The 20,098-nt window shown below is 36.7% G+C and carries 17 protein-coding genes, 1 tRNA gene and 2 pseudogenes; 11 read left to right on the top strand and 9 right to left on the bottom strand.

Translation table 11 applies throughout. The features are described from left to right. Nucleotides 1–21: 21 nt before the first annotated feature. The 4 genes from H5J24_RS05865 to queA all read right to left on the bottom strand — a co-directional run bounded on the left by H5J24_RS05865 (nucleotide 22) and on the right by queA (nucleotide 3,550). Nucleotides 22–966: a sterol desaturase family protein gene (locus H5J24_RS05865; protein WP_390881135.1), complete on the bottom strand. Its 945-nt coding sequence runs from the start codon at nucleotides 964–966 to the stop codon at nucleotides 22–24. Nucleotides 967–1,044: 78 nt separating this feature from the next. Continuing rightward, nucleotides 1,045–2,079, bottom strand: coding sequence for a dual-specificity RNA methyltransferase RlmN (rlmN, locus tag H5J24_RS05860; RefSeq protein ID WP_068943991.1), 1,035 nt, complete (start codon nucleotides 2,077–2,079; stop codon nucleotides 1,045–1,047). Nucleotides 2,080–2,112: 33 nt separating this feature from the next. Then, nucleotides 2,113–2,460 carry a four helix bundle protein gene (locus H5J24_RS05855; protein ID WP_068943992.1) on the bottom strand — a complete coding sequence of 116 codons (348 nt, stop codon included), beginning with the start codon at nucleotides 2,458–2,460 and terminating at the stop codon, nucleotides 2,113–2,115. A gap of 40 nt (nucleotides 2,461–2,500) precedes the next feature. Further along, nucleotides 2,501–3,550 carry a tRNA preQ1(34) S-adenosylmethionine ribosyltransferase-isomerase QueA gene (queA, locus tag H5J24_RS05850; protein ID WP_068943993.1) on the bottom strand — a complete coding sequence of 350 codons (1,050 nt, stop codon included), beginning with the start codon at nucleotides 3,548–3,550 and terminating at the stop codon, nucleotides 2,501–2,503. A gap of 155 nt (nucleotides 3,551–3,705) precedes the next feature. On the opposite strand from queA, the gene H5J24_RS05845 reads away from it, so the two are divergent. The 8 genes from H5J24_RS05845 (at nucleotide 3,706) to H5J24_RS05810 (ending at nucleotide 10,884) form a co-directional block, all read left to right on the top strand. Then, nucleotides 3,706–4,050, top strand: coding sequence for a hypothetical protein (locus H5J24_RS05845; protein ID WP_068943994.1), 345 nt, complete (start codon nucleotides 3,706–3,708; stop codon nucleotides 4,048–4,050). A 26-nt stretch (nucleotides 4,051–4,076) separates the two neighbouring features. After that, complete coding sequence (locus tag H5J24_RS05840) at nucleotides 4,077–4,769, top strand: AIM24 family protein (RefSeq protein ID WP_068943995.1); 693 nt, start codon at nucleotides 4,077–4,079, stop codon at nucleotides 4,767–4,769. A 55-nt stretch (nucleotides 4,770–4,824) separates the two neighbouring features. Continuing rightward, nucleotides 4,825–5,526, top strand: coding sequence for a M61 family metallopeptidase (locus tag H5J24_RS05835; RefSeq protein ID WP_232816121.1), 702 nt, complete (start codon nucleotides 4,825–4,827; stop codon nucleotides 5,524–5,526). A 113-nt stretch (nucleotides 5,527–5,639) separates the two neighbouring features. Then, nucleotides 5,640–6,359, top strand: a complete 720-nt coding sequence (locus tag H5J24_RS05830; protein WP_232816120.1) for a M61 family metallopeptidase — start codon at nucleotides 5,640–5,642, stop codon at nucleotides 6,357–6,359. 46 nt (nucleotides 6,360–6,405) lie between these two features. Next, entirely contained in the window at nucleotides 6,406–7,479 is a 1,074-nt protein-coding gene (locus H5J24_RS05825) for a serine hydrolase domain-containing protein (RefSeq protein ID WP_185124662.1), read from the top strand. A 288-nt stretch (nucleotides 7,480–7,767) separates the two neighbouring features. Beyond that, on the top strand, nucleotides 7,768–9,165 hold the full coding sequence (locus H5J24_RS05820; RefSeq protein WP_068943997.1) for a Gfo/Idh/MocA family protein: 1,398 nt from the start codon (nucleotides 7,768–7,770) through the stop codon (nucleotides 9,163–9,165). Then, nucleotides 9,155–10,063: a sugar phosphate nucleotidyltransferase gene (locus tag H5J24_RS05815; RefSeq protein WP_068943998.1), complete on the top strand. Its 909-nt coding sequence runs from the start codon at nucleotides 9,155–9,157 to the stop codon at nucleotides 10,061–10,063. Before H5J24_RS05820 ends, H5J24_RS05815 begins: the two co-directional genes overlap by 11 nt. Then, a complete protein-coding gene (locus H5J24_RS05810; RefSeq protein WP_232816119.1) occupies nucleotides 10,054–10,884 on the top strand; it encodes a phosphotransferase enzyme family protein in 831 nt (276 codons plus the stop codon). Before H5J24_RS05815 ends, H5J24_RS05810 begins: the two co-directional genes overlap by 10 nt. A gap of 369 nt (nucleotides 10,885–11,253) precedes the next feature. Here H5J24_RS05810 and H5J24_RS05805 read toward each other — a convergent pair whose 3' ends face one another. The 4 genes from H5J24_RS05805 to H5J24_RS05790 form a co-directional block, all read right to left on the bottom strand. Next, the gene (locus H5J24_RS05805) at nucleotides 11,254–11,745 is read right to left on the bottom strand and encodes a DNA-deoxyinosine glycosylase (RefSeq protein WP_068944000.1); all 492 of its coding nucleotides are present in this window, start codon (nucleotides 11,743–11,745) and stop codon (nucleotides 11,254–11,256) included. Nucleotides 11,746–11,991: 246 nt separating this feature from the next. Then, on the bottom strand, nucleotides 11,992–13,986 hold the full coding sequence (locus H5J24_RS05800; protein ID WP_068944001.1) for a S9 family peptidase: 1,995 nt from the start codon (nucleotides 13,984–13,986) through the stop codon (nucleotides 11,992–11,994). A gap of 365 nt (nucleotides 13,987–14,351) precedes the next feature. Next, entirely contained in the window at nucleotides 14,352–14,696 is a 345-nt protein-coding gene (locus tag H5J24_RS05795; protein ID WP_068944002.1) for a phage holin family protein, read from the bottom strand. A 121-nt stretch (nucleotides 14,697–14,817) separates the two neighbouring features. Then, entirely contained in the window at nucleotides 14,818–15,240 is a 423-nt protein-coding gene (locus H5J24_RS05790) for a PaaI family thioesterase (RefSeq protein ID WP_068944003.1), read from the bottom strand. Between the two features lie 26 nt (nucleotides 15,241–15,266). On the opposite strand from H5J24_RS05790, the gene H5J24_RS05785 reads away from it, so the two are divergent. From H5J24_RS05785 to H5J24_RS05775, 3 genes and pseudogenes are all read left to right on the top strand, one after another. Next, nucleotides 15,267–15,365: transfer RNA gene (locus H5J24_RS05785), tRNA-Ser, on the top strand. 225 nt (nucleotides 15,366–15,590) lie between these two features. Next, nucleotides 15,591–16,799 (top strand): PepSY-associated TM helix domain-containing protein, encoded by a 1,209-nt coding sequence (locus H5J24_RS05780; RefSeq protein WP_068944004.1) that lies wholly within the window; start codon nucleotides 15,591–15,593, stop codon nucleotides 16,797–16,799. An 11-nt stretch (nucleotides 16,800–16,810) separates the two neighbouring features. Next, a pseudogene (locus H5J24_RS05775) lies at nucleotides 16,811–18,933 on the top strand (TonB-dependent receptor domain-containing protein). A gap of 120 nt (nucleotides 18,934–19,053) precedes the next feature. On the opposite strand, the pseudogene H5J24_RS05765 reads toward H5J24_RS05775, so the two are convergent. Further along, a pseudogene (locus H5J24_RS05765) lies at nucleotides 19,054–20,093 on the bottom strand (DUF4374 domain-containing protein). Between the last annotated feature and the right edge of the window lie 5 nt (nucleotides 20,094–20,098).

Raw genomic sequence — 20,098 nt, 5'->3', positions numbered from 1 at the left:
CTATTGATTGTATTTTTAAAATTAAGCAGTTTTCTGTTGCTGCTGATTCTTTGTCTGCTCTTTTTGTGCCTGCTTTGCAAAGTATTCTTTCTGATATTGTCTTACTGTTTTTCCGGTTCCGTCATGTCTCCATCCCGGTGAATTGAAAATATAGTTGATTCTATCAGTGAATTTTAATCCCGGCTGTTTCAGATCTTTCCAGATTTTTCTCCATTCATAAAAGAGTACTGTATCAGGTCTGTTGTCTGGCATTTTAGGATAGATTCCATATTTTACCGGAATATTCGGATCTTCTTTCTGGAAGGTTCCAAATATTTTATCCCAGATAATCAGGCACATTCCCATGTTTTTGTCCAGATACTTAATGTTACAGGCATGGTGTACTCGGTGATGGGAAGGAGTAACCAGAATATGCTCTAAGAATCCCATACTCTTTACTGTCTGTGTATGTACCCATGTTCCATATACCTGCCCAATAGCATATGCCACCATGATATGCCAGGGATTGAATCCTAAAAAGGCTAATGGTGAAAAGTATAAATATCTGTAAAGCGGCTGCAAAACCGGGCTTCTGAATCCCGTGGTAAGATTAAAGAACTCTGAACTATGGTGCGTAATATGAACAGCCCAGAATGCTCTGGAACGGTGATCCACATAATGCAATACATAGTAAGCAAAATCAGTAATTATAAAACAAGCCAGCAGATACCAGATACTAAGGTCCCATGAAAAAAGTCTGTGGTTGTAAAAGAAAAACATCACCCCCATTGCAAACGCCTTCATAATCAGGTCAAGACCAAAGTTCATCAATGCAAGATAAACGTTTGTAGCAAGGTCTTTTCCACTGTATAGTTTAGCCTCTGAAACGTGGCTGTAAATCATTTCAGCTAAAATAACTGTAGCATGCAAGGGAACAGCCCAGGCATATACGTGTTCCAGCCCGTCCTCGCTCATAAGAAAATCCATCATCACAAAATAATTTTGTGCAAAGTTAGGTTTTTAGATGGTGCTTTAAGGGAATTTTAAGGTTTTTTTAAGGAAATTTTAATCAGCTGTTTTGTTAGCTAATTGTCCGCAAGCAGCATCAATATCACCTCCTCGGCTTCTTCTGACCATTACTGTAACACCCGCATTTTCCAACTGACGGATATAATTCTCTTCAGCCTGCTTGTTACACTGGTCATATTTCCCGTCCCCGATTGGGTTGTATTGAATAAGATTCACCTTTGAAGGGACCTGCTTACAGTATTTGATTAAAGCTTTAATATCTTCATCTCCGTCATTAATTCCTTTCCATACACAATATTCGAAAGTGATTACTGAGCCTGTTTTCTGATACCAATATTGAAGTGCCTCCATAATATCCGTTAATGGGAATTTATCAGAGAAAGGCATAATTTCATTACGTTTTACTTCAATCGCTGAGTGAAGAGAAAGCGCCAGTTTCACACGCAATTCATCATCAGCAAGCATTTTGATCATTTTTGGAATTCCTGATGTAGAAACAGTAATTCTTCTTGGCGACATTCCTAATCCTTCCGGCTGAGTGATCTTTCTGATAGCTTCCACTACATTTTTGTAGTTCATCATCGGTTCTCCCATTCCCATGAATACAATATTGGAAAGTGGTCTGTCAAAGTACATTCTGCTTTGGCTGTCAATCAGAGCAACCTGATCTACAATTTCCGCCACCTCAAGGTTTCTCATCCTTTTCAGTTTTGCTGTAGCACAGAATTCGCAGTTCAATGAGCAGCCTACCTGTGAAGATACACAAGCTGTTGTTCTTGTTTCTGTTGGAATAAGAACAGATTCTACCAATAACCCATCATGAAGTTTCACTCCGTTTTTGATGGTTCCATCGGAACTTTTTTGAAGAAGATCTACAGAAACAGGATTAATGGTATATTCTTCGGAAATTCTTTCACGAAGAGGTTTCGAAAGATTCGTCATTTCATCGATCGAATGGAGGTTTTTACTCCATAGCCAGTCATAGACCTGCTTCGCGCGAAACGGCTTTTCTCCTAAAGATACGAAGTATTCTTTAAGCTGATCTAGTGATAATGTACGGATGTCTTTCATAATATTAAAGAGCCAGGTTAAAAGTAAAAAGTTTTAAAGTTTAGTATTATTAACTATTGCAGCCAAAATGTTTTTCAATTCGTTACTTTCATTCAATAAGTCTTTAAATTCTTCAGAATCATAACAGTCTAATTTTTCTAAAACCCGAAGCCAAAAATTACTTTCTCTGGCTTCTCTTAAAGCAATTTTTACTTTATTTTTAAAATCTGCTTTAGAAGATCCTGCTTGTGATTCTTCATAATTAGCCCCTATCGAAGTTGCTGATTTCCCAAGTTGAAACCTTATTAATTTACTTTCAGGATCATTTGGAAGTGTTCTTAAAAACTTAAGACAATTAACTCCAAATATAAAAGTCCTTGTAAGTAAATCATTTTGTCTCATCTCTGCTTTTCTTACTTTTAACCTGGCTCTTTTTACTTTTTTAAAGGATTAGCATTGCATCACCGTAAGAATAGAACTTATACTTCTCTTTTACGGCTTCTTCATAAGCATGCATGATGAAATCTCTTCCAGCAAATGCAGCAATCATCATAATCAATGTAGATTTCGGTGTGTGGAAGTTCGTGATCATTGAGTTAGCAACTCCGAAATCGTGAGGCGGATAAATGAATTTATTTGTCCAACCGTTGAAAGCAGAGATTTTTTTGTTTGAAGAAACAGAAGTTTCCAACGCTCTCATCGTAGTTGTTCCTACTGCACAAACTCTTCTGTGAGATTCTACTGCTTTATTAATGATCAAAGCATTTTTCTCATCAATGATGATCTCTTCAGATTCCATTTTGTGCTTAGAAAGATCTTCTACCTCGATTGGATTGAAAGTTCCTAATCCTACGTGAAGGGTAACTTCAGCAAAATTGATTCCTTTGATCTCTAATCTCTTCATCAAATGCTTAGAGAAGTGAAGACCTGCTGTAGGGGCAGCTACCGCACCTTCAACTTTAGCATAGATCGTCTGGTATCTTTCTGCATCTTCCGGCTCTACTGCTCTTTTGATATATTTTGGAAGTGGAGTTTCTCCTAGTTCCTTTAGTTTTGATCTGAACTCGTCGTAAGAACCGTCGAATAAGAATCTTAATGTTCTTCCTCTTGAAGTAGTGTTATCAATAACCTCAGCTACCAAAGACTCATCTTCTGTGAAGAATAATTTGTTACCAATTCTGATTTTTCTCGCAGGATCTACCAAAACATCCCAAACTCTTGTTTCCTTATCCAATTCTCTTAAAAGGAAAACTTCAATTTTAGCACCTGTTTTTTCTTTGTTTCCATAAAGACGTGCAGGGAAAACTTTAGTATTGTTGAAGATGAACAAATCGTCTTCATCAAAATAATCCACTACATCTTTGAATAATTTGTGCTCGATAGTTTGTGTCTTTCTATCAAGAACCATTAATCTAGCTTCGTCTCTGTGCTCTGATGGGTGTTCTGCCAATAATTCCGCAGGAAGATCAAAATTAAAATCTGATGTTTTCATTTTTTAAATTACGGTTTAAAAATTATTGAAATTACAAGGTGTAATTTTCGGAGTGCAAATATACGACATTGAACACCCCTTTGTCAAGTATTATTTTCAATCAAATATAAAACCGTGATTTTAAGGGGGAATTTTAAAGCCTAAAAAGAGTATTTTTGAAAAAATTGAATGATAACATAGAATCTGTAAGTAAAATATACGCCACTGATAATCCGTACTCTGACGGACATAAAATTGAAGTTTCCAACTGGAGTGAACGTATTGATAAGTATAGATTGATCTGGTTTGATTTTCATTTAAAAACTGAAGATTATTATGCCCATGATAATGAAAACAGTGAAGAAGAGGATGAAGAACACCTCCAAAATTGTATGAGAAAAGCCACTGAAGCCTTCAAATCACAAATTACCTATTTTGAAGACTATGAATTTGTGGATATGAATCCTAAAAGTAACAAACGGGAGTATAAACTCGACAAACTAAAACAACTAACATTATAAAAACAACAAATTAAAAAATTATAATTATGAGTAAATATTCAATTGAAGCATTTATCAACGAAACAAAAGAAAACCCGCAGCAGAGAGATTATTTTGAACTGGAAACCAAACATCTTTTAGAAATCAACCTTAATAATCAAGCGGTATGGACTAAGAGAGGAAGCATGGTAAGCTACGTGGGGAATATCAACTTCGAAAGACAGGGAATGCTGGCAGGCGGTCTTGGAAACCTGCTGAAAAAAGCGATCAGTGGAGAAGGAAGCAAACTGATGAAAGCTGAAGGTACAGGAAAACTGTATGTTGCTGACTCTGGTAAAAAAGTTCGTATCCTTTATCTGAACAATGAGTCGGTTTGTGTGAATGGTAATGATGTACTGGCTCATGAACAAAGTGTAAATAGTGATATTACGATGCTGAAAAGTATCGCTGGAATGATGTCCGGTGGTCTTTTTCAGGTAAAACTTTCCGGAACTGGCCATATTGCCATTACCACCCACGGTGATCCTTTAACCCTGCTTGTAACTCCTGACACTCCGGTTTTCACAGATCCTAATGCTACTGTTGCCTGGTCTGGAAACCTCAGCCCGGAACTGAAAACCAATGTTTCTTTTAAGAGCCTTATCGGAAGAGGAAGTGGTGAAGAATTTCAGATGAAGTTCTCAGGACACGGTTGGGTATTAATCCAGCCTTATGAAGAAGTATATTTTATGGAAAAATAAAACAACTTACCCTTGGGCAATTTTTGTAATTTAGTACTAGATAAAATAAAATCAGATGAATAGCCTGATCAAATTAGTTTTTGTACTGTTTATATTTCCTAATGCAATTATTGCCCAGGTTTCAAAGAAAGCTTATCAATATCATATAGATCTTGTTCACCTTTCCGGTGATGATGTTAAAGTTTCATTTACTCCACCCAAAAACAATCTTAAACAAGGAAAATTCATTATTCCCAAACTTGTTCCCGGCTTTTATCAGGCTATGAATTTCGGGCAGTATGTTTCAAATCTTGTTGCCATAGATAAAAACGGAAAAAAAATTACAACCAAACGTCTGGACCAAAACAGCTGGATGATAGATGATCTTAAGCATGTCAGCACAATATCATACCAGGTAGCTGACGGATGGGATTCTTTAGAAAAAGACAGTCATGAGGCTAAATCTGCCGGCAGTATGTTTAATAAAGACAGTGTTTTTGTGATCAATTATAATTCCTTAGTAGGATATTTTCAGGAAATGAAAGATATTCCTTATCAGATTAAAGTGACAAAAAATAAAGATTTTTATGCTTCTTCTGCTTTGGATTACAAACAAAAGGATCTAAATACAGATGTTGTCTGGGCAAAAGATTACCGCCAGTTGGTAGATTCTCCGGTTTTATACTGTATTCCCGATACAACATGGCTAAAAATAGGACATACTGAAGTTCTCGTATCATTTTACAATAAAAAGAACGACACTATTCAAAAAAAATAGCTCTTGAAATTGAAAATATCCTGAAGAACCAGCAAGTTTATCTGGGCGGAACTTTACCGGTAAACAAATATGCTTTTCTGATTTATTATGAGGATTCAAATGAAAAAGGATTCATGGGAGACGGGCTGGAGCACTCACAATCAACAGTCTGTCTGTACCGTTCCGAAAACATGAATTACCTTCCCAATGCCTTAAACAGAGTAGCTTCCCACGAGTTTTTCCATATTGTCACCCCTCTTAATATTCACTCAGAAGAAATTCAGCATTATGATTTTCTGAATCCTTCAATGTCTCAACATCTGTGGCTTTATGAAGGGATGACAGAGTACGCTACCATTCATATGCCCATCAAACAAAAAATGATAAGCCTGGAGGATTTCGAAAAAAGCCTGGAGGAAAAGATAAAAGGGATGCAGGAATTTGATAATAAGCTATCCTTTACAGAAATCAGCAAAAATGCGATGGAGAGACAGGATCAGTATATGAACTTTTACCAAAAAGGACCAGTATTGGGAATGTGTCTGGATATCAGGTTAAGAGAGCTTTCCGGAGGAAAAACCGGCACCCAGAACCTGATGCTGGAATTGATGAAAAAATATGGGTCCGGTACATATTTTAATGATGATGATTTATTTGATGAAATTACAAAATTAACTTTTCCAGAGATACGTACATTTTTCAGTAATTATATTGAAGGTAGCCAGCCTGTCCCTTTGAAAGAATATCTGACAAAAGTGGGTTTTACTTATGATGAAACTTCTGGAAAAATAAATCTTTTGCCAAACCCTGATTCAAAGCAAATCGCTTTAAGAAAAGCATGGATAGGACAGTAAACTTTGGATTTTAAAATAAATATTTATTGGATTAAAAACCGTTACTATGAAAAATATGCTACTGGGATTATTTTTGATAACAATCAATTTAGCCTATCCACAAATACAAAAAGTTGAACAGGTCATTGACTCTTGTGTGAAAAGAGATAATTTCAATGGTTCCGTTTTGCTGGCTCAGAATGGAAAGACTGAATTACTTACTTACAAAGGTTTATCTAACCGGCATTATAATCTCCCGTTTTCAGATGAAACCCGGTTTCATATTTTCTCACTTACCAAAACATTTACTGCAGTGCTGATTATGCAGCTTTATGAAAAAGGCCAAATAGATTTAGATGCCAGTATTTCTACCTATTATCCGGAATACAAAGGCGAAGCTGCTAAAAAAGCAACCATAAGAAATTTGCTGACCTACAGCAGCGGCAGAGAAAACAAAGATATCAGTTCTCCTGAATTTATCCATCAGGCATATGACAACACAATCTGGAATCTTGATGATTTTATTACTACATTTCTTTCTGAAAAACTGATTGACACTCCCGGAACAAAATTCAGTTATAATAACGGAGATTTTATATTATTGGGGAAAATCATAGAAAAAATTTACCACAAATCTTTTGAGGAAGTATTAAAAGAGCAGATATTGATTCCGCTCAAAATGCAGCATACAGGATTTCTTCATCATAATGATATTATCAAAAATATAGATGAAGGATATTCCGCAGATCCTTCTGATCCATTTGCTCTTCATATGCCTACCAATACTTATATTGATAATTTCTATTCTGCCGGAGCCATGTATTCTACTCCTAAAGACCTTCTTATTTTTGACCAGGCCGTATTTAACGCTGTATTGTTCTCAAAAAAGACTTTGGAAGTAATGCTTACGGCAGACAAAAAACTAGAGGATACAGCATTAGGTTTTTGGGTATATCCTAAAAAATTCGGAACGATCAGTACCGTATTTGCAGAACGCCAGGGAGAGGGTTATGGCCATAGTGCCAATTGGGTCCATTTGGTTGACAAAAACCTTAGCGTTATCATTCTATCCAACACCAAAGACATTCAATATCTGAATAAAATGAGGGAAAGATTAATTAAGGCTTACTATGGACAGTGATATTTTGTAAAATTTGATCTTAATAATGAAATAAGACTTGAAGATAATAGACGGATAGATAATAGACTGAGAAATGTAAGATTAGACGTGAATAGGATATTTTGCTTCACAAGTGAATTCTCAATTGTCATTGAAAGGTTGATCATTTCAAACCCTAAGTGTTAAACATTTAACTTGTTAAACCCGCATCCCGAAACTCTCAAACTCTCCTACCCTCAAATCCTAAACTCCGCAACTCCCATTCCATCGCAGTTTGCAAAAGTTTTAATATATTTAAGAAAAAAATAGATGGACAACAGCACTTCCCGCAGAAATTTTATCAAAACAGCAGCTTTGGCAAGTTTTGGAGCATTGGTTTTACCCAATTCTTTATTTGCCTATTCAAATGATTTTAAAACAGATAAGAAAGTCCGTGTTGGCTTTATTGGGGTAGGACTTCGTGGTCAGGAACATGTAAAACTATTGGCTAAACGTGGTGATGTAGAGATTGTAGCGTTTGCTGACCCTGACAAAAGAATGCTTGCTGCTTCTCAAAAGATCTTAAAAGACAACAATAAACCGGCAGCTCAGGAGTTTTCCAACGGTGAATATGACTACCGAAACCTTTTAAAATTGAAAACGATAGATGCTGTAGTGATTGCAACTCCATGGGAATGGCATCTTCCACAAGGCGTAGAAGCCATGCGTGCTAAGAAAATTGTAGGTATGGAAGTTTCCGGAGCTATAAAGCTTCAGGATTGCTGGGAATTTGTGAAAGTATATGAGGAGACGAAAGTTCCTATTTTCATGATGGAAAATGTATGCTACCGAAGAGATGTTATGGCAATTCTGAATATGGTTCGTAAAGGAATGTTTGGAGAACTCGTTCATGGAAGAGGCGGCTATCAGCATGATTTAAGAGGTGTGCTTTTCAATGACGGAGTTACGCCTTACAATTCAGGAGCTGAATTTGGTGAAAAGGGATTCAGTGAGGCTAAATGGAGAACGGAACATTATGTAAAACGTAATGGAGAACTTTATCCTACTCATGGATTAGGTCCCATTGCCATGATGATGGATATCAACCGTGGAAACCGCTTAACAAGGCTTTCTTCATTCTCTTCCAAGTCTGTAGGGCTACATAAATATATTACGGAACATGCAAAAGGTGGAGAAAATCACCCGAATGCCAAGGTAAAGTTCAATCAGGGGGATATTGTAACCACACAAATTGCCTGCGAAAATGGAGAAACCATTCTTCTAACTCACGATACCAGCTTACAAAGACCTTATGACCTAGGGTTCCGTGTACAGGGAACGGAAGGATTATGGCAGGACTTCGGTTGGGGAGACTTCAATCAGGGCCATATTTATTTTGAAAAAACAATGAATCACACCCACCGTTGGGATAATACGGAAAAGTGGATGAAAGAAAATGACCACCCGATGTGGAAGAGATTCGAAAGCACAGCTGCAGGTGCAGGACATGGCGGAATGGACTTCTTTGTGATGAATACCTTTATTGAATGTATTAAAAGAAATATAGAATTCCCAATGGATGTTTATGATCTTGCCTTATGGTATTCGATTACTCCATTGAGTGAAGAGTCTATTGCCAAGGGAGGCCAGGTTGTTGAAATTCCTGATTTCACCAACGGCAAATGGAAAACCCGTAAACCTGTATTTGGAATGACTGATGAATTCTAAGAAAACATTACTCATTCTGGCTGGTGGATTAGGCAGCCGGTACAAAGGTCTTAAGCAAGTGGATGGAATACTCGATAATGGCTCGCCTATTCTGGAGTATTCTATCTATGATGCTCTGGACGCTGGCTTTTCTAAAGTAGTTATTATCGTCAATCAATTAATTCCTCAAAGTTATATTGAACGCCTTACCACCATTTCTCAAACAAAAGGCTTTGAGCTTCATTGGGTGTATCAGGAAATGAACAGCATTCCTCTGCATGGTTTTGATTATCCGGAGCGTGAGAAACCATGGGGAACCGCCCATGCTGTTTTATGTGCAAAATATGTGATACAGGAGCCTTTTATTATGATTAATGCTGATGATTTTTATGGAAAAGAAGCTTACCTTCTCGCCGCTGATGAAATAAACCACCATCATATTTCCGATTCTCAATTGGGGATGATTGCTTATCCTGTAAGCACAACATTGAGTGGTCATGGAACGGTAGCAAGAGGAATATGTACTTTGGATTCTGAAAACAATCTGATCCGGGTAGAGGAACAAACCTCTATTCAAAAGCTTAATGGTTTCATCATTTATACGGAAAACGGTGAGCATATAAAACTAGATCCCAATACGTTGGTATCCATGAATTTTTTCATTTTTCATCCTCATATTTTTTGTTCTTTGGAAGCCTACTTCTATGATTTCATAGAGTCTTATCCAATGCCAACACAAGAATTCTACATTCCCAGTGCAGTCCAAAAAATGATAGATGAAAAGAAAGTAAAAGTCATGGTGAAATCTTCTCCTTCCCAGTGGATGGGGGTAACTTATGCTGATGATAAAAAGAATATTAAGGATTTTCTGATGTCAGAAATTCAAAAGAACAGATACCCAGCAGATTTATGGAAATAAATGATATTGTCACTCAGTTTATCAATACAGATAATTATAAGTTTTCTCCTATCAATGATGGGCTGATCAACACAACTTATCTTTTGGAAGATCTGGATCACCAGAAAAAGTTTATTCTGCAAAAGATCAATCATCATGTCTTTAAGCAGCCGGAAGTTATCGTCAACAATCATTTAATGATTAATGAACTTCTTCGGTCAAATAATTATCATTTTCAAATTATAGAGCCTGTCCCATCTCTCACCCATGAATTTCTGATAAAAGATGTAAATGATGAACCATGGCGAATGTTAAGCTTTGTAGAAAACAGCATTACCTTTCTTACCGCTCCTTCTTTACAAACTGCTTTTGAGGCTGCTAAAGCCTTCAGCTATTTCCTTAGTATCGTAAATACTGAAAAGCTGCCCACTATTAAAGATACTCTTCCTAATTTTCTCAATTTCGAAAAAAGAATTGCAGACTATAAAAAGGCCCTGGAAAATGCGGTCTCTCATCTAAAAGAGAATGCAAAAGCTGAAATAGAAGTTACCAACCAGCTTATTTCCTTACCTGATGAATGGATAGAAATGGAGAAAAGCAATCAGATTCCCAAAAGAATCATCCATGCCGATGTAAAAATCAGCAATATTCTCTTCGATCAAAACCATAAGCCGCTGGCTGTCATCGATCTGGATACTGTGATGATTTCTACTATTTTATATGATTTTGGAACGATGATTCAGTCCTACACCAATACAACTCACGAAGATGACGGAAGGGCTAAAAACAATTTCAATCCTGAAATGTATAAGGCAGTAAAAAAGGGTTTCTTTTCCATCTAAAGGAAAAGCTGACTCCGGAAGAGTATGCTCACCTTGATTATGCTGCACAAGTCGCTATTTATATTCAGGAAGTTCGTTTTTTAACTGATTATCTGAATGGAAGCGTTTATTATGCTACGAAATATCCGGAACATAATCTGGACAGAACAAAAAATCAACTGGAATTATTGAAGGGATTAAGAGCATATTTAGGCTCTTGATTTTCTAAAAAATATAATATTTAGATTTCCAGGGAATGGCAAACAGAGCGTTTTAGTTATTCATACACTTTGTCATTCCCTAGAAATTTATATTTTAAACCTTCTCTCATACCCATTATCCAGAATTTAAAACTCCCCCAATCTAAATCTCTAACCCCGTCAAACGATATCACTTCAAAAACTCCAAAACTTTCTTCCATTCTTCAAATTTTCTTTCAAAGGAAATGGTATGGAGCGGGCTTGTGGAGGGCATTAGAAAAATAGGAAGCTTATAATTTTTTCCTAAAAGTTTTTGCAAATTCTTATATGATTTTCCGCCATTGCAAAAAATGGCTTTTATATTTGGATATTCCTCCAGTAGTTTTTCAATCTGATTGGCTTCTTCATTTTTAATCTCAGAATCCAGGCTCCCTTTTCTTTCACAGGAATCAATGACATCCCAAAGGGCAATATGATGTTTCTTTAAGGTTTCGATTCTTTTGGAATAATCTTCGGTAAATTCTTCATTCAGTAATTCAAGGATGATTTTCCAGAATTTGTTTTGTGGATGGGCATAATATTGCTGCATCTCTAATGATTTGACTCCGGGAATAGAACCCAGGATTAAAATTTCAGACTGATCATCAATGAGTGGTGAGAAAGAAGAAATTCTGTTTTGCATATTCAAATATATAACTATTTTATTTCCTTCCGGTAAAGGAGATTGATGTTACTGTTTCTTCAGGTTTCAGCTAAAGCCATTGGAACTTATTTTATAAGCAGAGCGGGCTAAAGCCCGCTCTTATTGATATTATTGACCACGTATAATACATATTTTCACAGATGATTGTGAATAATTATCTAAAGGTTGATCTTTTCCAATAAAAAAAGCGGACTAAAAAGCCCGCTTCTATGGATGTATTGTATATTACAAAGTTTCTTTTAACCAGTCGAAGAATTCTCTCTGCCATACCAATCCGTTTTGTGGATGAAGTACCCAGTGATTTTCATTCGGGAAATAAACCAATTTAGATTTTAATCCTCTTAATTTTGCAGCCTGGAAAGCTTCCTGCCCCTGCTCGTAAGGTACACGGAAATCAATTCCTCCCTGAACAATCATAATAGGCTTGTTCCATTTTTCTACGAAGTTACTTGGATTAAATTCTGTATAAGCTTTTGGCTGTGGTTTTTCCCATGGAGAACCAAGATCCCAGTTGGCAAACCAAAGTTCTTCAGTTGTCAGATACCATGATTTCATATCGAATAATCCATCATGAGCAATGAACGTTTTGAATCTGTTTTCGTGAATTCCAGCCAGCATAAATACGCTGTATCCACCATAGCTTGCTCCTACAGCGGCTACTCTGTCACCGTCTACATAAGGTAATGTTTTCGCATAATCTGTTGCTGCAAGGTAGTCTCTCATTGGCTGCCCACCCCAGTCTCTTGAAATCTCTTCATTCCATTTTGTTCCCCAGCCTGGCATCCCTCTTCTGTTGGGCGCCACTACAATATAATCGTTGGCTGTCATTAGGGCAAAGTTCCATCTTACGCTGAAGTATTGTGTCAATGCAGACTGCGGTCCTCCCTGGCAATATACCAATGTTGGATATTTTTTATTAGGATCAAAATTCGGTGGGTAGTGGAACCATACGCCCATTTCTTTACCATCCGAAGTTTTTACCATTTTAAGTTCAGATTTACCTTGTGCTAACTTAGCATAAGTATCTTTATTCGCTTCAGTAACCTGCTTCATCTCTCCGTTTTTAAGGTTTACAGAGAATAATTCTGTAGCATGGTTTACATCTGTTCTTCCTACTAGTACAGAAGTCTTATTATCTGTAAAAATTTCATTCACGTCAAAGTCTCCTTTGGTGATCTGCTGTACTTTTGCAGATTTTGAATCTAAAGAGAAAAGTTGTTTTGTTCCTCTGTAAGCTGCCGTGAAATAGATTGTTTTTGAATCTGCCCCCCAAAGAACATCTCCGGAAACGCTGTCATCCCAACCTGCTGTAAGGTTAGTCGTCTTTCCTGTTTTCCAATCCATGATTTTCACATCATTTTTATCAGCCTCATATCCATCTCTTGCCATACTCTGCCAGATCAAAGATTTTCCATCCGGACTGAATTTTGGATTGATATCATATCCTTTATTTGATTCTGTAAGGTTTTTAGTAGTTCCAGTCGCTACATCATAAGCAAAGATATCGGTATTGGTACTCGTTGCGTATTCTTTACCGCTTTTGGGTTTGGTAACATATAAAAGCTGTGCAGAATCCGGGCTCCAAACAAAATCTTCAGCACCTCCGAAAGGTCTTTGAGGAGAATCCCATGTTTTTCCTTCCAACAGATCTTTAGCTGCCTCTACTTTATCTGAAGTATTTACAACAAATACATGGTTATATTTTCCTTCATTGAAATAATCCCAGTGTCTGTGGTTAAGGTCTGTATATACCTGAGCCGTTGTTTTAGGAGTATCATTGTATTTATCTTTCCCCATTAGCTTTTCTACCAAAACCTGCTTACTGAAAGCAATTCTTTTTCCATCCGGAGAAATCACAATATTATCGGCTTCACCAATGGTATAAAATTCTGCCCATGTTTTTCCGGCATCTTTTGAAAGGTAGATTTTATCTCCTTCCTGAGCATAGATCCCATTTTTATCCCATTGGATCAAAGCTTTTTTACCGAAATCAATTTTGGAAGCCTGATTGTTAAGAACATTCAGAAAATAGTTCTCGTTTTTTGTTTTTTCTGTTTTCAGATCTACCTGTCCTACTTTATAAATAAGGGATGCCTGATCCGGAGAAACTGCCTGCACTCCTACTTTTTTCAAAGTCCAAAGAATTTCAGGCGTCATTACTTGTTGTGCATTCATTAAAAGCGGAGCTGCCAAAGCCAGCAGACTGTACTTAAGTTTCATATGAAGATTATTATTTATTTTTCAAAGGTCATATGCAATCGTATCATCTTCATTAGTATTTGTATTTGCAGATCATGACGATTTCATATGTTCATTTATTTTTAGCAGATCTGTAAAACCCTACTGATTTCATCAAACCCTTTCATTAAATTCAAAGATTGCCAAAGTTAATATTTAAAATAAAAATTACCGAAAGAATTAACATTAAAATTGGAGATATAAAGGAAAATATTGAAAAACAGATAATATTTTCAACAAAATAAAGGGTATTCCACTCGAATCCTCTCAAACATCTCTGCTCCTACCCCAATAAAAAAGCCCGTTGGCAAAATACCAGCGGGCTTTTCTTCTTATTTTTTAATCACTTAGTCTCCATCCGAGAACATTGAATTCGCCAGTGAAGTTACGATTGATAATAATATACTGAAGATAAAAGCCCACCAGAAGCCATCTACTACCATACTGTCGATGAAATAGTCAGCAATCAGGATAATACCTGCGTTAATAACCAATGCAAAGAATCCTAAAGTTAAAATGGTAAGAGGAAGTCCAAACAGACTAAGGATAGGTTTTACAAATATGTTTAAAACCCCAAGTACAATGGCAAAGATAATTGCTGTTGAAAAGCTTTCAAATTGCACCCCTGGTAAAATTTTAGTTAATAGGTATGCCACTATTGCTGTGACAAACAAACGGATAATTAAGTTCATTTTGTTATTTTTTAATAGTTATGGGGATAATTGAGCAAAAGCCATTCCATTTTGGTGAAAAAAAATTCTTTAAATCCTTTATCCAAGGAAGATTTTGCTTAATTCTGTTAAAAAAATAAGATTATTTTATCTTCATCATGGTGACTAATGAGGTGGCTGCATGACTCTCTGAGCCAGAGTCTTCATTCTGAACATAGATTTCTACTCTGATAACACTAATCTTGGAGCCCCCTTTAATAACATAAGCTTTTGAAACCAAAGCATCTCCCATAGCTGGACGAAGATAGTTCACTTTTAATTCAACTGTTACCACATAACAGTCTTCCGGATAATGGCTCACCGCTGCATATCCTGCGGAAACATCTACCAAAGAAGCAATCATTGCCCCATTGAACATCCCAGCTTTCCTGGTCATCATTTCCATTTTAGGAATTTTAATCGAAACAAAATCAGTTTCTACTTCCAACAATTCTGCTTTATAGAATTTCAGAGTTTCTGAACGGCCGAAGCTGTCTGTCATGAGTTTCTTTTTCTCTAGGGTCATTGTTTTTGAAATTTTAGTGTAAATTTAAATAATTAAATTCATGCCAGGTAAAGATGAAATGTAAAAACATTTAGCACGTTTGACTGGCAGTCAAAAGGTCACGGGTTCGAATCCCGTATTCTCCACTTTATCTATTTATAAGTTCAGGCAAAGAATTCTATTATCCAACATCTATATTACAGGGATAAAATCTTTTAATAATCTCTTTTTTTATCTGATGTCAATTCTTTTAAATCCTAATAAAAATCAGGTTTTCCTGATGAAATAAAGGTTCTCTTTAGGTAGAATTCTTACAAATAAAGTTATATTTGCAGTTCATTATTTTTAATAAGACTAAATAACGATAAAAAATGAAACAAGCTGATAAGAAAAAATCTAAAGGGACCTTCAAAAAATATATTCTGAAAGCTCATTTATGGCTTGGACTGCTTTCCGGGATTATTGTCTTAATTGTTTCTTTATCAGGTGCTTTTTTTGTTTTCAATGAAGATATTACCGCTATCTTACGAAAGGAAGACATCTTTCATGGAGAAAAAGACATTCAGCATAAAAAGCCTATTCCTTTACGCGAGTTAAAAGATCTGGTGAATGCGCAACTGAAAAATGAAATTGTAAAAGCAGATGAAGTCACAATTCCTATAGATCCTTCCCGTTCTTATCAATTTGGGTTAGTTAAAGGCAACCCTGACGGCTGGAATCATTTCAACAGTATTATTGTCTATAAAAATGTTTATGTCAACCAATATACCGGAAAGGTAATTGCCATATATGATGTAAAAAACAATCCTTTCTTTATCTGTATGGCCCTGCACCGCTCACTACTGCTAAGTAATAGTGTAGGTGGTACTATCGTGGGAGTATCTACTATTATCTTCGTAATTATGCTGATTACCGGGATTATACTTTGGTGGCCGAAGAATAAAAAAATGCGTAAACAGCGTCTATGGTTCCAATGGGAAAAGGTAAAGGGCTGGCGGCGCAAGAACTACGATGTACATAATATCCTTGGTTTTTATGCTTCCTTTCTTGCCATTATTGTGGCTATTACCGGGATTATGTATTCGTTCCGTATTACTCAGATGTGGGTATATGTATTACTTAATGGTTTTTCCTCTGCTACACCAGATTTCAGCCAATACAAAACAACGGCTCCTGAATCTGTTGAAACAGCAACAACTATCGACCGCATTATAGAACAGGTAAAAATTCATTATCCAAAAGCTTATTCTTTTGGAGTCGATCTGGAAGATCATGCGGAAGCAGACCACAAACATGAGAATTTAAGCATCTGGATCAAGGAAAAAGAATTTACTTATGCTGAGTCTTCCATGATGATTTTTGATGAACATTCAGGGAAGCTTCTGTTTAACCGTTCACACGAAGAAAAACCTATGGCTGAAAGAGCTACAGATGCTACCTACGATTTGCATGTGGGAGCCTTCTTCGGGATGCCTGGAAAAATATTAGCATTTATCATGAGTCTGTTCTGCGCCTCACTGCCCATAACCGGATTTATGATTTGGTGGGGACGTAGAAATAAAAAGAAAACAACAACCTAAAATCTATTATCATGAAGAAGCATTATATGTGGCTCCCTTTAATGGCGAGCTTGAACGCCTACGGGCAAACCGAAAATCTGAATGACTCCTTGCAGGCAGAAAAAATTTCAGAGATTAGCAGTGTTGTACTCAAAGGTAACAAAGCAGTCTTTCAGCAGAAAGCTGATAAAATGATTTTTAATGTAGAAAATAGTGTGCTGTCTGATGGTACTACTGTATTGGAAGTCCTGGGTCAAACACCAGGAGTAGTCGTTTCGCAGGACGGAGAACTCTCTTTACGCGGAAAGAAAGGAGTAAGCGTGATGATTAATGGGAAATTAAGTTCTCTATCCACCAAGGAATTGGCCAACTTATTGCGCTCTACCAACTCTACTCTGGTGAAGAATATTGAGATTATTGCCAACCCTTCTTCCAAATATGATGCTGCCGGAAATGCAGGCATCATCAACATTGTCCTTAAAAAAGTTCACTGGAAGGAATGAGCGGTAACTATTATCTCAATGGCGGAAGAGGCCGTAAAAACAGAGTTAATACCGGGCTTAGCCTCAATTATACCCACAAGAAACTATCCCTGCACGGAGATTACAGCTATACCTTCCGTGGGGAAGAGGAAAGACGAAACTTTAATCAGATTTTCTTTGATGAGAAACAGCCTCAGCAAATCATTCGGACGACAGATCAAAATTCAACAACCAATGAGCCTTTAACCTCTAATAATTTTAAATTCGGTGCAGATTATGCATTGAGTGATAAAACCACGATAGGGGCTTTATTTGATGCGAAAATAGGCCGATATGAAGATTTTTCGAATGGCGAAAACAAAATATTTCAACCTGCAGACCATCTGTTTGCTCATGTACTTTCCGGTAATGCGAGTAAAGAAAATTGGTACGATTACACCTATAACGTAAAGGGTACACACCTCTTCAACGATAAGGGCTACAAGGTAGATCTGGATCTGGAATATGAAACTTCCCGTTTCTCTTCCCGCCAGAATCAGTTTTCGGATGCATTAGTCAACCAGGGAACAGAGAAGTTTAACAATAGAAAAGGAAGTATTGCCTCCCGTCTGAAAGTCTTCAATGCTAAGGCTGACTTTACATTGCCTTTTAGTGAGAAGCATAGTCTGGAAACTGGGTTGAAATCTACCATAAAGTCTAATAATAACCCTTCGGAGTATCTTGTACAGCAGGGTGAAGAATGGATCAATGATGATAAAGCAAGTAATGAATATGAATACAAAGAGCAGATACATGCATTGTATGCCAATTACAAGCTTAATCTAACAAAATGGACATTCCAATTAGGGGTAAGAACTGAAATGACCCATACGGACATCAATCAGAAAACATCCCAGGAACAGCGAAAAAGAGATTATACCAATTTATTTCCAAGTGCATCCGTAAAATACCAGGTGAATGATCAGCATGGATTTTATGCATCATACAGCAAAAGAATCAACAGGCCGAGTCATTTCGATCTGAATCCTTTCCGTTTCTACGATGATCCATTCAACTACTGGCAGGGAAATCCCAATCTTAATCCTGAGTTTACCCATGCAACAGAATTGGGGTATACATGGGGAAAATACATTATAGCATCGGCCTATTTTAGTGTAACCAATGATGTCATGACAGAAGTATACAACTACCAGCCGGACACAGGAATTCTGGTAAAGACTCAGGACAACCTGAACAAATCTTATGTATATGGTGCCAACATCACGGCAACAACAAAGCTTTTCAGTTTCTGGTCACTTACTTCCATGTTTAATATATTCAACAATGAGTATAAAGGGAATTATCAGAATTATTCGGTAAACAGTTCACAGCTGTCATTTACCCTGAATGCACAAAACAGTTTCAGTATTATGAAAGGCTTAAAAGCAGAAGCTAATGCCCAATATTTTTCAAAATCAAACATTGGTCTGTACATCCGTGATGCTTATTTTGACCTAACATTGGGTATTTCAAAAACATTATGGAAAGATAAAGCTACTCTAAAATTAGCGGTGACAGATTTATTAAAAACGAATAATTACCGTGTTACCGGAAATAACTTCAGTTCTACTATTCGCCAAAAATACAATCTGGACAGCCGGGTGGTGACGTTGTCTTTCAATTACAAACTTTAGTCTTGTTTATAAGCCTTGTCAGGGTTTATAACCTTGACAAGGCTCCAAAAAAAAGCAGTTCTCAAAATTATTGAGAACTGCTTTTTTTATCAAATCTAATGATCTATTACGATGCTCTAATTAGTCATAAAACTTATCAAACCTAGCAAAACCGGAAATATTATCAGGAAGCTTCATTCCTTTAGTTATTTTATCCGTCTGCAGATCGTAGATCCATACATAATTTCCTCCTTGGCTGGCATTTACAGCAATGTACATTTTTTATCCTGAACAAACATACCTTGTTCATAAGGTTCATCACCCGGTAGTTCATCCAATACACGAACTAACTGTTTGGTCTGAAGATCCACAATTGCATAACGTCCATTATAAGCATTTCCTAATGCCGGATCACGGTACAGAACAACCATCTTATTATTACCGATATAATCAATCATTGTTTCCAGCGTTTTACCTCCCACAAGATCTGTAAGGTTGATATCATACCCTGCATCAGGCGAAGCAGCTCCCTTAAGAGTCCTGAAAAGATGTATTTTGCTTGTTCCAGCTCCCACACGTGGATAACACGCGTAATAAAAGGCTTCATTATCTTTTCTGAAAGAGGTTTTAAAATAAGGAGAACCGTTAGCTGTCCCGGAACTACGGATATCCTTTACCGAATGTTTTACTTTGAAGGTATTATAATCTATTACAGCAAAGTTGTAATAGTCCGGTGTAATCCATTTTCCGTTACGGAAACTATACTGCATATAGATATGTCCATCCATATAAGTTATAGCACCTAGAGTATAGAAATTATAATCATTAGGGAAAGGTTCAAATCCTTCAATCTCTCCCTGGCGGATAATACTAAGATCTGAAGCATTGAAAACACTATAGCGGACATGCTGACCATCACCAGTTTCTCCTACAATAACCAAAGTATTATCATCGACCCATACATAACTGGAAATATCACTGATATAAGTATAAGGAACTTCTTTTACTGTAGTGAGTCTGTCTTTGGTATATTTAAACTTTTTGAAGATTCCCTGATCGGTTTTGTAGTTATAGATAAAACCGTTTTTTACAATATAGGAGTAGGTTCCTTTGGAGTTGATCTCGTCACCTTCTTTGGTAATATCCATTGCTCCTTTTGTAAGGTCGTTGGTAGCCGTCATATAGT

The organism is Chryseobacterium capnotolerans, assembly GCF_021278965.1.
Taxonomy (GTDB): domain Bacteria; phylum Bacteroidota; class Bacteroidia; order Flavobacteriales; family Weeksellaceae; genus Chryseobacterium; species Chryseobacterium capnotolerans.
This window is presented reverse-complemented; position numbering and strand designations above follow the sequence as displayed.

Bases quoted from the DNA above. Each gene is read 5' to 3' on its own strand.
- H5J24_RS05865 (WP_390881135.1), bottom strand. From the start codon at position 966: ATGGATTTTCTTATGAGCGAGGACGGGCTGGAACACGTATATGCCTGG.
- rlmN (WP_068943991.1), bottom strand. From the start codon at position 2,079: ATGAAAGACATCCGTACATTATCACTAGATCAGCTTAAAGAATACTTC.
- H5J24_RS05855 (WP_068943992.1), bottom strand. From the start codon at position 2,460: ATGAGACAAAATGATTTACTTACAAGGACTTTTATATTTGGAGTTAAT.
- queA (WP_068943993.1), bottom strand. From the start codon at position 3,550: ATGAAAACATCAGATTTTAATTTTGATCTTCCTGCGGAATTATTGGCA.
- H5J24_RS05840 (WP_068943995.1), top strand. From the start codon at position 4,077: ATGAGTAAATATTCAATTGAAGCATTTATCAACGAAACAAAAGAAAAC.
- H5J24_RS05835 (WP_232816121.1), top strand. From the start codon at position 4,825: ATGAATAGCCTGATCAAATTAGTTTTTGTACTGTTTATATTTCCTAAT.
- H5J24_RS05830 (WP_232816120.1), top strand. From the start codon at position 5,640: ATGGGAGACGGGCTGGAGCACTCACAATCAACAGTCTGTCTGTACCGT.
- H5J24_RS05825 (WP_185124662.1), top strand. From the start codon at position 6,406: ATGAAAAATATGCTACTGGGATTATTTTTGATAACAATCAATTTAGCC.
- H5J24_RS05820 (WP_068943997.1), top strand. From the start codon at position 7,768: ATGGACAACAGCACTTCCCGCAGAAATTTTATCAAAACAGCAGCTTTG.
- H5J24_RS05815 (WP_068943998.1), top strand. From the start codon at position 9,155: ATGAATTCTAAGAAAACATTACTCATTCTGGCTGGTGGATTAGGCAGC.
- H5J24_RS05810 (WP_232816119.1), top strand. From the start codon at position 10,054: ATGGAAATAAATGATATTGTCACTCAGTTTATCAATACAGATAATTAT.
- H5J24_RS05805 (WP_068944000.1), bottom strand. From the start codon at position 11,745: ATGCAAAACAGAATTTCTTCTTTCTCACCACTCATTGATGATCAGTCT.
- H5J24_RS05800 (WP_068944001.1), bottom strand. From the start codon at position 13,986: ATGAAACTTAAGTACAGTCTGCTGGCTTTGGCAGCTCCGCTTTTAATG.
- H5J24_RS05795 (WP_068944002.1), bottom strand. From the start codon at position 14,696: ATGAACTTAATTATCCGTTTGTTTGTCACAGCAATAGTGGCATACCTA.
- H5J24_RS05790 (WP_068944003.1), bottom strand. From the start codon at position 15,240: ATGACCCTAGAGAAAAAGAAACTCATGACAGACAGCTTCGGCCGTTCA.
- H5J24_RS05780 (WP_068944004.1), top strand. From the start codon at position 15,591: ATGAAACAAGCTGATAAGAAAAAATCTAAAGGGACCTTCAAAAAATAT.